Consider the following 11,552-nt stretch of genomic DNA (forward strand, 5'->3'; position numbering starts at 1 on the left):
AGCAAGGAGATACAATATGAATAGACGAGGTTTTTTAGGATTTGGCGCGGCGATTGGTGCTACAGCTCTTGCGCCGAGCCTTTTTGCGAAGGAAAATTTCACGATGTGGGGCGCGCCGGCAATCCCTAGCGTTATAATGGCCGTAGCAAGCCTACAAGGCGAGCTAGCAAAGACTCATGACGTGAGGTTACGCATTTGGAATAGTACGGATCAACTCCGAGCAGGCGTAGCCAATGGAGAAATAAAAATTACTATGGCGCCATCAAACGTGGGAGCAAACATGCGAAATCACGGCTTAAATTTAGCTATGCTAAATTTGCTTAGCCTTGGTACGATACAAGCCATGGTAAAAGATGAGAATATAAAAACTTTTGAAGATTTTATCGGCAAAAAATTAATAATTCCTTTTAAGGGCGATATGCCTGATTTGGTTCTGCGAGCGCTTTGTAAAAAACGAGGAATAGATATTTCCAAAATAGACATTACGTATACGCAGACGCCACCGGAAGCTGCAGGATTATTTCTACAAAAAGATTATGATATTTTAATCGCCCCTCAACCTCTTCCGGCAGCAACCATACTGCGCGGGAAGAAAATAGGGGTAGCAGTACATTATGGAGTAGATATTCCTAAGGTATGGGGAGAAAGCTTTAATACCAAGCCGTACATTCCGATGGCGGGCATTATAGTCGACGTAGATTTTTATAAAGCAAATTTGCCTCTATTTGATACGCTTCATAGCGACTTAACTAACGCTCTATCTTGGATCAAAGATAATAAGCAAAGTGCTGCCAAAATAGGAGCCGAATATCTACCGGTTCCAGAGCCGGCACTGGTTAATGCATTTGATAGGGCAAATTTGACGGTAACAAAAGCTCGCGATATGCAAGATGAGATAATGTCATTTTTTGAAACTATTTTTGAGTTTAATCCAAAGCTTTTGGGCGGTAAGATGCCCGACAAGAGTTTGTTTCTATAATTAAAGATAAATTTATAAAAAAGGATAATGTCATGTTAAAACATATTTTGTGTTTATTATTTGTTTCTCTAAATATTTCGTTTGCTATGACAAACGAACAGATTGATGAATTTATATCAAAAAATAGCGTAGATATTCAGACTTTAAATGGAGTCCCAAATAAAGTTTACGCCAGTAATCCACCGTTACTATTTTTGCTATATGCCGTTGCCCCCGAGAAAGTCAGCGGTATAAATTCTAGTTTCGGCAAAAGAGAAAAGCCGTACCTAAAGGAGAGCATGATTAATCAGCCGGTAGTAGGAGGATTTTTCGGACAAGGCAAAATTCCAAATATAGAAATGCTTTTAAAGCTAGATCCTGATTTGATACTGGTAAATTCTGACTCTAAAAATACTCAAAAGAAATTCAAAGAAACCCTGGGTGGCATAAATAAACCTATGCTGTACTTAAAAGGCTATGAACTAGAAGATTACATTGACTCTCTTGAGGTTTTGGGCAAAATTTTAGATAAGCAAGATAGAGTAAAAAAGCTAATAGAGTATTCTAAAAAAACCATGGATATTTCAAAAGAGCTTAATGAATATATAGTAAAAAACTCGGTTGTTAAGCCTAAAATATACTATGCCGAAGATCCCGACGGACTAGCTACCGAATGCGAGGGCTCATGGCATACTAGGCTTATAGAGCTAAGCGGTGCCGAAAATGTGCATAAATGCAGCGGAAACCCGGATGCTACGGCTTATGGGCACATCAAAATTAGCTTTGAACAAATAGCCGAATACGATCCTGATATTATATTAATTTTCGAGAAGAGCTTTTATGATAAAATCTATGACGATCCTAAATGGCAAATACTAAAAGCCGTAAAAAATAAAAGAGCTTATTACTTACCTCGCGAACCGTTTTCTTGGTTTGATCGCCCGCCTTCATTTATGAGATTCATAGGGCTTAAATGGCTTATAAATTTAACTCATCCTGATGTATTTAAATTCAATATGAATAAGGAAGTTAAGGACTTTTATAAATTATTCCTAGAGGTTGACGTAAGCGACAACCAAGTAAAAGAGCTTATAGGTGAGTAAAAAAGCCTTTACGTTTTTAAGTATCTTATTGCTAGGGTTTATGTTGCTTTCGGTACTAATAGGAAAATACGGCTTTAATGCGGAAGATTATCTAACGTATTTTAAAGCCGTTATAAAAGGCGAAGACTTAAAAAATTATCAAGTTATGCACACTTTGATAACGGAAATTCGCATTCCTAGAATAATGGCCTGCATTATAATAGGCGCTAGTTTGGCTATTTCTGGCTCGGCATACCAAGCCATGTTTGTAAATCCTCTAGTAAGTCCATCAATACTTGGGGTTTTAAGCGGTGCCGGATTCGGCGCCGCCATAGGAATGTTTTTCGGATTAAACGAATATCTCATTCAGCTTAGTACCTTTGTGTTTGGTTTTATAGCGGTACTGACGGCCTTAAGTATATCGGCCTTTTATTCACGCTCTGGCAGTATTATAGTATTGGTTCTTGGTGGCGTTATTAGCGGCTCTCTTTTTACGTCTTTACTATCAGCATTAAAATATGCAGCCGATCCAAATGACTCATTACCGGCTATTACTTATTTTTTAATGGGTAGCCTAGGGTTTGCTTCGAAGAATTTTATTCAAATTTCGATTCTACCGATGTTTGTAGGAATACTATTGTTGGCCTTTAGCGGCAAATATTTAAATGCGCTGAGTTTGGGAGAAGAAGAGGCTAAAAGTCTGGGCATAAATGTTGCTAGAGTTAAAATTTTCGTTATTTTGGTTGCTACTTTTATTAGCGCCTTAAGCGTAACGATAGCCGGCATTATCGGATGGATAGGCCTCATAGTTCCACATATGGCACGTTTTATATTCGGAGCGGATAATCGCGCCGTATTGTCTAGTTCAGCTATGATAGGTGCTATATTTTTACTTTTTTGCGATAACTTTTCGAGACTTATGTTTACTTTTGAAGTCCCGATAGGTATAGTAACTTCACTGTTTGGAATACCTATATTTATTCTAGTGCTTCGTAGAGCTAAAAAGAGTTTTTAATGATAGAAATCAGAAATCTAAAATTCGGATACAAAGATAAGAATATACTAAACGGTATAAGTTTTAGTATCAAAAAAGGCGATACGCTTAGTATTCTGGGCGCAAACGGTAGCGGTAAAAGCACCCTCCTGCGTATTATGCTTGGATTTTTAAAATTCGAGGGTACGGTAAATATATGCGGTAAAAGCGTAAGGAATTACGAAAAAAAAGAACTTGCAAGGCTTATAGCCTACGTTCCTCAAACGCATGCCCCGTCATATGAATATAGCGTATTTGACATAGTATTAATGGGCGCATTGTGCAGAACGTCTTTATTTTCTAACTTTAGCCTTACCGACAAAAAGCTTGCCGAGTATGCATTGGAAAGAATGGGTATTTTAGAGCTGAAAGATGAACTTTATACTAGAATAAGCGGTGGACAAAGGCAGCTGGCATATATCGCTAGAACCTTAGTACAAGGCGCTAAAGTTATTTTTATGGACGAACCTACGACCGGGCTTGACTTTGGCAATCAAATCAAACTACTTGAAATGATAAAGACGCTAAAAGACGAGGGGTATACTTTCGTACAAACTACTCATTACCCTCGTCACGCTAAATTTGTTTCAAATCTAGTATTGTTTTTAAAGGACGGCAAGATACTGGATTTTGGAAAGTGCGATGAATTGATAAATCCATCAAATATAGATAAGATTTACGGAATAGATTATCAAAAATATGAGGACAAATTATGATATTACCTTCTAATTACGATAGGCTGGATTTCAATAAGCTTTATAAGGAGCAAAGAACAAATAGCTCTTTTATTAGGAAATCAGTAGCCAAATGGGATGTTAAGGCAGCAAGCTTTAGTGAGAGCGTACTTAAGAGCGACTATGTTAAAGACTTTATCTCAAGAGTCGATTTTGATGGTGCAAGAACGCTTCTTGATTTCGCATGCGGTGCTGGAGCATTAAGCATAGCTGCAGCAAATAAGGTAGATAAAATTTACGGTTATGATTTTTCGTCGAAAATGCTAGAATTCGCAGAACAAAACTCTCGGGATTTTAATTGTAAAAATATTGAATTCGCGCAAAAAGCATTCGAAGACGACTTTAGCGACGTACCTGAGTGCGATATTACGTTTGCATCTCGTTGCCTTGACGTAGATGACTTAAAACAAGCCCTAGAGAAATTACTTTCAAAGACGAAAAAAGCCCTTTATATTACTTTTAAAGTCGGTAGTTTCATTAATGAAGATGTTTTAAATGCTCTCGGGAGCAACATTGAAAAAAGGCCAGACTTTATATATTTAATAAATATTTTATTCCAAATGGGATATCTTCCAAAGCTAGAGTATATACAAACTTCATGCAGTGATGGAATGCCGGAAACTATTGACGATCTTGTTAAAAAAATCCAATGGGGACTTTCGAGAGAGCTTACGGAGCCGGAAGTTTATAATCTCAATAAGTACTTTAACAGTAACCGCTTTGAGCGAAAACAAGAACATATGAACTGGGCTTTTATAAGAGTAGATAAATGATAATTTTATAATTAGCTGTTATGGTCAATAAATTTGGATTGGTCTTAAAAATATCATATATTTATAGTTAGTGATATTTGAGCATACGGGATACGATGGCAATTCTTTAAGATGCCTGATATATTACATCGTCTATGATGCCAGGCTTTTACGCATTATTAAAAAATACATCCTATTGCTAAACACAGAGCCAATGTAATGCAAGGTTTTATAGCACATTAATGCAAAAAAAGAAGCAATCGTTAAAACATCTGATACCATAGGTAGCACCTCCGCTAATTTTTGTATTACAAACACCTTTAACTCGCATCAGTCCGTAGACGAGTGTTTGATTAGCTTATAGAGCCCTGTGTGGCAATAGAACCGAGTTCATTTATTGTATCATTTTTTTGTTTTTTATACAATATTTTTTTAATATAGCTCAATGTATGAAAATCACAAGATATATGATTAAGGCTTGATAAATTATTTACTAGAAAATTTTCACCAAATTCTGATACCAATATATCGACCGATAGTGTATTTATTGCATCTCTTTTTTGAAATAATACGCTAGAATTTTTTATAAAGCGGTTATTGCGAAGTTTATCAAAAGCCTTTAATAGCTCTTTGCTATAATTATTACTACTAGGAAAAGCTGTTAATATTTCGGTATTTTTTAAATTTCTTTTACTAATAATTTTTGATAAGCCGCTTGTGCATACTATTTTACAATTATAAAATTTGCAATTTTTAATTTTACACTCCTTGAAAACCGAAGATGAAATAATTGAATCTTCAAAAAGTGCATCCGTTAAATTACATTTTCTAAAAAGCGCTCCATTTAATAAACAAGATCTTATTTGGGCTTCATAAAAACTACAAAATTTAAATTTTGTTCCAACAAAAGAGGTGCCGTCAAATATAGTGCCGGAAAAATTGGTTTTATAGCTGCATGATTTATTAAAATTTTTATATATAAATTTCCTGCCACTCCTATCCACGCAACTATAACTAAAAGCTTTTTTATTTTTGTCGTTTACGGGCATGCAACCTCTATCTATTAATTTTTATTCGTATTTATAGATTATATTATAATGAGTCATTTTTCTTGATATCTCTCCAGTACGCATTTTAACCTCTTGCCCCAATCTTGTATCTTTTTCTCGTGTGCATCATATGGATGGTATAAATAATATTTGGTCATTTTAAATTTTAAATCCTGCAACCAACTATTACTCGTTTTTGCAATGTTTGTGACTATTTCTTGCACGATAGCCTCATCTATACTATTATAATAATCCCTAATTAAAAGCGTACTAAGCGTTTCTAACAATTTGTCTTTTTGTATCTCAAGAATAATGTACCTACAATTTTTGTAGTATATCTCAACCACTATATACTTTCTAGGAGTCACTCCATCCAACATTGTAGCCCTCTTCCACGCATGCCTTCCTCGATAGTTTTTTGGTTTTTGAGGCAAGTCCTCGCATTGTAAAATTTTGTATGAAAAATCGCAATAAATATCAGAGCAATACATCAACATGGCTTTTATGTCTTCAATAGTTATATAACTTCCGGTTTCTTGCTCACTATCCTCGTCTTCTTTTTTCAAGTGCCCCTCTGTAGTATTTAGATCGCCCTGCACTTCCGCGTCGTTTGAGCTTAGATCTAATTTGTCCTCCTGCAATTTATCACTTCCTCGTACTATTTCTCTACTTTGGTCTTCTTCTGTAATCGTTTCAAATTCAATAGTTTTATTGAGCAGATCTAACTTTGCCTCTAAATTAGCATCCTCATCTTTATCTACTATACTTACTGAACTATGTAAAATATTGGGGTTTTTTTCATTGAGTTGATTCGTTAAATCTTTCTTGGACAGCTTTGTGCTTTTTATCACACCTATTATATCTTTTTTTCCTCCAGGAAGCTCTCTAATAACTTTAAGCTGTTCAAATGGATAAAACGAATTTTCTTGCAAGATTTTTAAAACAAGCAATGATCCATCACTTAATACCTTAGCTCTTGCCTTAAAATTTATTTTTCCAGGTACTGGAAAATTTGCTTGAATAGTCATCGTATTTGGTGAGTCTACAAAGTTAGCACTTTGTTTCCTATGCTCAGATAATATTTTGCTAGCAACCATATCTCTTCTTATTTGCAGCCACATATTATTAGCTCTTTTGTCTATAACAAATCTATATATATTTTCTGCATCAATATTATTCGCATTGAATTTTAAGTATATCTCACCAGTCCCATTATCTAATGTTGCTCTTTTATAAAGACCATCCAATGAACTATTTTGCCCATGAGTCTCCGACATGATTTGTCTAGTCATCGATGCTGATGTAAAGTAAAAATATCTTGCGATTTCATAATGTGGAAAAATAACCATTCTTCCAGATAAATTATCTTTAAAGGTTGAATATTTTTGCTGATTTTTATGCCAACCAATATTGTATTTACCTATTTTCTCAGGCAGTTCACTCATAAACTTATCTAAAATAGGTATATTCTTAAGATTTTTGGCTGTCAGCAATCCATCGCCGATACTTATTTGAAAATTGTGAATATCTCCTGCACTGGTTCCATTTTTTTGCTGGTTTTCAATAACAGTACCCAGTGGGAAAGCACAAATTTCTTTTAGGTTGAAAAAAGATAGAAAATATTCGGGTTTATCTTTGAATATCTCTTTTAAAATGATTGGGATACTAAAATTCGTTTCGTTTTGATAAATATCTCCATATGAAAAGACAATCAATTTTTTATTTTTTGGTAATTTTGTCAATATCAAATCTTGCAAATTCACACTTTCATTCATTGTCCAAAGCCCTCTGAGTACTTCTTAGAATCTATTTTTATTCTATTCTAAGCTTAAAAATTGATATATAAAAGATCATCTTTATATACCACGCAATAAAAAAATTGTACAGTATACCTATTCTCTTCGATTTTTTAATTTTCCTGCTAACATTTTAACTTTTTACCTATGGCATACAAACATATTAATTTGCCTTTTTATGTTTGTAGCATGGTAGTTTTTTAAAGTCCTTCTTCTTTTTTGTGGAAAATATGCTTTTTATCAATTCGGGGTATTTTCTCTTTTGCCTATTAACTATTTTTTTTATACATAAGTTAAGATCTTCTTTGTTGTCTAATTTATTTTTATTTTTGAATATATCTATTATTACAGTCAACAACAGATTATTTTCAATATTTGACATCCTATTTATTTGCGGCAAAAACTTAAGCAAAATATCGCCCACATATTCTTTTCCTAATAAATCTATATTTGATAGTATGTAGATGGTGCAAAAGTAGAGCTTATTTTCATCTGGCTGTAAATCTATACTACTATCAGATATTGGAGCATTTGCAACCTCAGAAATTATATTTTTTACTTCGTCAACAATGAACATACTAGAATAATACATTCCGGTTAAATGGAGCATTGCTATGCTACTAAGTATTTTTGGTGGATTTGTTATTTTTAGAATTTTCTGGAATATAGAGTTAAGGTCATCTTTTAAATTTAAAGAATTGTTTATTGCCTTTTCTATAACCTTATTTTTTATAGTATTTTCGGTCATCCAACCATATTGTAGAAGCTTACCTAAAAACATTATATTGATATTTTTTTCAAATCTGTCTTCCAAGGACTCTATCCTACTACTTAATTTTTCCAAATCTTTTTGATTAAGCTTTGTTTTTAACCCAAAATAAAAATAAGCAACATCCTCCCATAGGCCATCAGAAGTATACAAATCAAACAATATGTCAAACTGATCAATATCATCTAACTCTTCTTTATTGTCCCTAAAATATAATGCAATAAAATAATCTAGAAATGATTTATGCGAAAAGGACATATTGCCATTTTCGTCTATTTTAATAAGAGACGTTCTAGTAATAGTATCAATAAAACTGCGCTTATCCGTTATAAAATTATATTTATTACAAAAGGAATTGACGCATTCGCTAAAATCATTTTTGCTAACGATAGTCTTATCTTGTTTGAAAAAATATTGATATGCGAAATTAGCTAGAAAGTCTTTTTTTATTTTTGGCTCAAAAAGTTTATCAATATCAACATCTGTCGTTTTATATTCACCAAAAATTAGACTGACATATCTGTTGTATAACTCCGTAATGGATGCTGGAATCTCATGTTTTTCTTTTACAACATCCATTAAAAGCTTTAACGCCAAAGGATAGAATGGTATTTGTCCCTCTAGTTCGTTTATGCTTTTTTCTACAATATTGATTGATATATTGTTTGCTTTAATTATTTTTTTAATGAGAGATATCGCCTGATTTACACCGTATGGCAAAAGCTCATAATTCTCATATTCGAAAAAAGATTCTATTATTCCATAGTTAATTCTAGATGTAAAAAGTATATTTGCATTATTGTTACTCTTGCTTAAATAACTTTCTATATTACCCTTTATCTTATCTCTTATTTCATTTCCTACTTCATCTATTCCATCTATAATAATTAAATTTGGCTTTATGGCAATCATATTACCATAAAAAGATTCTATAATATTGGAAAAATTATGCAGTGAACAACTGTTGATAAAATCAATAGCCCTAAAACATACAGGTAATGCAAAATCCTTCTTTTCTTCCAAAAGGATGTGGTTCTGGTTTTCTTTTAATAAATAATTTATAGAAATGAGTACCATTTTAAATACTAAAATGGACTTTCCAGAGCCTGCATCGCCGGTTAGTAAAAATTTCTTTTTAGTTTTTGACATTAATATTTTTAAAAAAGAATCAAGAGTTTCTTTCTTGCCAAAAATTTGTTCGCCTATCCTATTGAGGGTATTTTTATCATTATCGCTTATTATTAGCTCTTGTCTGCTTCTCGTAATTTTTTTAATATTTGGCTGAATAAAATACTCATCGTCATTATTGTCTCCCAGGAATTCTTCTATTTTTTCTATGCGATCCAACAAAAATGATTCCATACTCCCATTAAAAAAGAATTCTGGATAATATTGTTCAAATAAATTTATTAACCTTGTAATATCCATAAATTCGGTATTATTTTTATAGGGAGCCTCTTTTATTTCATATAGGATTTTTTCTTGAGCATTCTGTGTAATTGTTCCGAGATTAACAATACATACATCGGAGATGGTTACCATTTCATTTTTATCATTCAGTTTCGCTGGTAAATTAAAAGCCTGCTTGACTTGTGTTACTACTTCTGTTGTTTTTCCAGATGCTTTACCATCTAATTTTTCTAAAGCCTTTACAACAAAGGCTGTATACTTTTTATTACCAGTAGATCCATCATACTCCATAACAAGGTCTTTACCATTCTCATTCGATCCTTGTAAAATCTCTATATATGGATTTTTTTCTTGATGCATTTTTTCTAATAATTTCTTTAGAATATGGTGAAATTCATTTTCTTTACCTAAAAATCTCTGTAGTCGCTCCTTCTTGGTATCATGACCTAATTTCTTTGCTTTTGTATTGTAGTCAACCATGAAATAATCCTTTTTAAAATAAAATATTTTAATAAATTATAAAAACAACATATGTTCGCAACTTTTATTGAACTATTCGCAACTTTTATTGAATTTCACAGCCACCACCAAAGATTGAACTTTTGGTTGAAGTGTGATGGGGCGAGCGAAAGGCTCTAGTGCTTGTAAATTCGCTATCTTGCAGGTTTAAAGAGCGGTAGGCGGCAGACTTTAGCACCTCTTCTAAGCTTTGTGGCGCCATGATGTAGACGAGACGTTTTGCACACATGCTTTTGCCGCTACCTGGGCTACCTTCAAATAAAATATTGTGCATGCCAACAGCTGCGATGACGCAGGCTCTTTTAGCTCTTTCTTGACCCAAAACATCCTTAAAATCAAGCTCGAAGTTTAAATTTGGAACGTATCTTTTACCAGAAATTTCTATCACGTTTGAAAATAGCTCATGCGTAGCGGTAAAATGTATACTTTTTGCAAATTCTGCGTCGTTAAAAAATCTAATCGCTTCCTCTAGAGTACTAACCGCATAAATCTCTAAATTTGGGATCATTGAAGCTTTTTGTGCTATCTCTTTTGGCACTAAGACTTTTACGTTTTTTACCTGTGTGCTTAAAAAAAGAAGGATTGAGAATAAATTTGCTGTACTTTTTACGCTTCCATCAAGCCCAAGCTCGCCAAATACAAAAATTTTCTCTAAGTTTTTTGCCTTTTGAAGAGCTATAAGAATAGCGATAGCTAGGTCAAAGTGTGAGCCACTTTTTGGCAAATCTGAAGGGGATAAATTTATGGTTATCTTTTGTGCTGGAAAAGAAAAATCAAGTGCTAGAAGTGCTGCTTTTACGCGTTCCGTACTCTCTTTGATACTTGTGCTTGCAAGCCCAACGATGCTAAAACCAGGAAGCCCACGAGAGAAGATAGACTCAACGTCAATTATCTTTAGCCCATCGCCGTAAGTAGCACATCTTAGGGACTTCATGATATTTTTTCTTTTTTCTGCTTTTTGTATTCCTTATCGAATTTTTTGCGTTTATTAAAGCCGATTTTTTCTATAAAAAGATGTCCATCCAAGTGGTCATTTTCATGCTGGATAGCGATCGCTAGAAGCCCATCAGCTCTTAAGCTTTGCTCTTTGCCAAAGCGATCTTGATATTTGATAGCCACAACCTCATTTCTTTTTACATCTTCATAATATCCAGGCACACTAAGGCAACCCTCTTGATAGATGCATTCTCCTTCGCGTAGTTCAAACTTTGGATTTATGATCTCGATTAAATTTTCTTTATCTTGTACGCCCTCGTCATTGGCTAGATTTATAATAAAAATTCTTTTTGCGACACCTATCTGAATAGCTGCAAGGCCGATGCCTTCTTTTGCAATCATCGTATCATACATATCATCAAGTAGTTTGTGAAGTTCCTCATCAAAATTTTTAACATCTTTTGAGACTTCATAAAGTTTCTTATTTGGATAAGATAAAACCTCTAAGATCAAG

Annotated in this window: 9 protein-coding genes and 1 pseudogene; 5 read left to right on the plus strand and 5 right to left on the minus strand. The window is 33.6% G+C overall.

Going from position 1 to position 11,552, the window contains the following annotated elements:
• Positions 1-16: 16 nt before the first annotated feature.
• Genes CVS95_RS04070 through CVS95_RS04090 form a run of 5 tightly spaced genes read left to right on the plus strand, consistent with a single transcriptional unit; the run spans position 17 to position 4,580 of the window.
• A complete protein-coding gene (locus CVS95_RS04070; RefSeq protein WP_107695660.1) occupies positions 17-979 on the plus strand; it encodes an ABC transporter substrate-binding protein in 963 nt (320 codons plus the stop codon).
• A 32-nt stretch (positions 980-1,011) separates the two neighbouring features.
• A complete protein-coding gene (locus tag CVS95_RS04075; RefSeq protein WP_107695661.1) occupies positions 1,012-2,061 on the plus strand; it encodes an ABC transporter substrate-binding protein in 1,050 nt (349 codons plus the stop codon).
• Complete coding sequence (locus CVS95_RS04080; RefSeq protein ID WP_103600893.1) at positions 2,054-3,055, plus strand: FecCD family ABC transporter permease; 1,002 nt, start codon at positions 2,054-2,056, stop codon at positions 3,053-3,055. The genes CVS95_RS04075 and CVS95_RS04080 overlap by 8 nt, the downstream gene beginning before the upstream one ends.
• Positions 3,055-3,789, plus strand: a complete 735-nt coding sequence (locus CVS95_RS04085) for an ABC transporter ATP-binding protein (protein ID WP_103600894.1) — start codon at positions 3,055-3,057, stop codon at positions 3,787-3,789. The genes CVS95_RS04080 and CVS95_RS04085 overlap by 1 nt, the downstream gene beginning before the upstream one ends.
• The gene (locus tag CVS95_RS04090) at positions 3,786-4,580 is read left to right on the plus strand and encodes a class I SAM-dependent methyltransferase (RefSeq protein WP_107695662.1); all 795 of its coding nucleotides are present in this window, start codon (positions 3,786-3,788) and stop codon (positions 4,578-4,580) included. The genes CVS95_RS04085 and CVS95_RS04090 overlap by 4 nt, the downstream gene beginning before the upstream one ends.
• A 332-nt stretch (positions 4,581-4,912) precedes the next feature.
• On the opposite strand, the gene CVS95_RS04095 is transcribed toward CVS95_RS04090, so the two are convergent.
• The 5 genes and pseudogenes from CVS95_RS04095 to def all read right to left on the minus strand — a co-directional run bounded on the left by CVS95_RS04095 (position 4,913) and on the right by def (position 11,551).
• Entirely contained in the window at positions 4,913-5,608 is a 696-nt protein-coding gene (locus CVS95_RS04095) for a pentapeptide repeat-containing protein (RefSeq protein ID WP_107691788.1), read from the minus strand.
• 53 nt (positions 5,609-5,661) lie between these two features.
• A complete protein-coding gene (locus CVS95_RS04100; protein WP_107695663.1) occupies positions 5,662-7,383 on the minus strand; it encodes a Tn7-like element transposition protein TnsE in 1,722 nt (573 codons plus the stop codon).
• A gap of 184 nt (positions 7,384-7,567) precedes the next feature.
• Entirely contained in the window at positions 7,568-10,063 is a 2,496-nt protein-coding gene (locus tag CVS95_RS04105) for an NACHT domain-containing protein (protein ID WP_107686147.1), read from the minus strand.
• 100 nt (positions 10,064-10,163) lie between these two features.
• Positions 10,164-11,036: pseudogene (locus CVS95_RS04110) on the minus strand (magnesium chelatase domain-containing protein); the annotation flags it as partial.
• Positions 11,033-11,551: a peptide deformylase gene (def, locus tag CVS95_RS04115; RefSeq protein ID WP_107695664.1), complete on the minus strand. Its 519-nt coding sequence runs from the start codon at positions 11,549-11,551 to the stop codon at positions 11,033-11,035. The pseudogene CVS95_RS04110 and the gene def, both read right to left, overlap by 4 nt.
• Position 11,552 lies beyond the last annotated feature (1 nt).

This window comes from Campylobacter concisus (assembly GCF_003048905.1).
GTDB lineage: Bacteria > Campylobacterota > Campylobacteria > Campylobacterales > Campylobacteraceae > Campylobacter_A > Campylobacter_A concisus_V.

Coding starts and splice junctions, on each gene's coding strand:
- CVS95_RS04075 (WP_107695661.1), top strand. CDS start 1,012: ATGTTAAAACATATTTTGTGTTTATTATTTGTTTCTCTAAATATTTCG.
- CVS95_RS04070 (WP_107695660.1), top strand. CDS start 17: ATGAATAGACGAGGTTTTTTAGGATTTGGCGCGGCGATTGGTGCTACA.
- CVS95_RS04085 (WP_103600894.1), top strand. CDS start 3,055: ATGATAGAAATCAGAAATCTAAAATTCGGATACAAAGATAAGAATATA.
- CVS95_RS04100 (WP_107695663.1), bottom strand. CDS start 7,383: ATGAATGAAAGTGTGAATTTGCAAGATTTGATATTGACAAAATTACCA.
- CVS95_RS04105 (WP_107686147.1), bottom strand. CDS start 10,063: ATGGTTGACTACAATACAAAAGCAAAGAAATTAGGTCATGATACCAAG.
- CVS95_RS04095 (WP_107691788.1), bottom strand. CDS start 5,608: ATGCCCGTAAACGACAAAAATAAAAAAGCTTTTAGTTATAGTTGCGTG.
- CVS95_RS04090 (WP_107695662.1), top strand. CDS start 3,786: ATGATATTACCTTCTAATTACGATAGGCTGGATTTCAATAAGCTTTAT.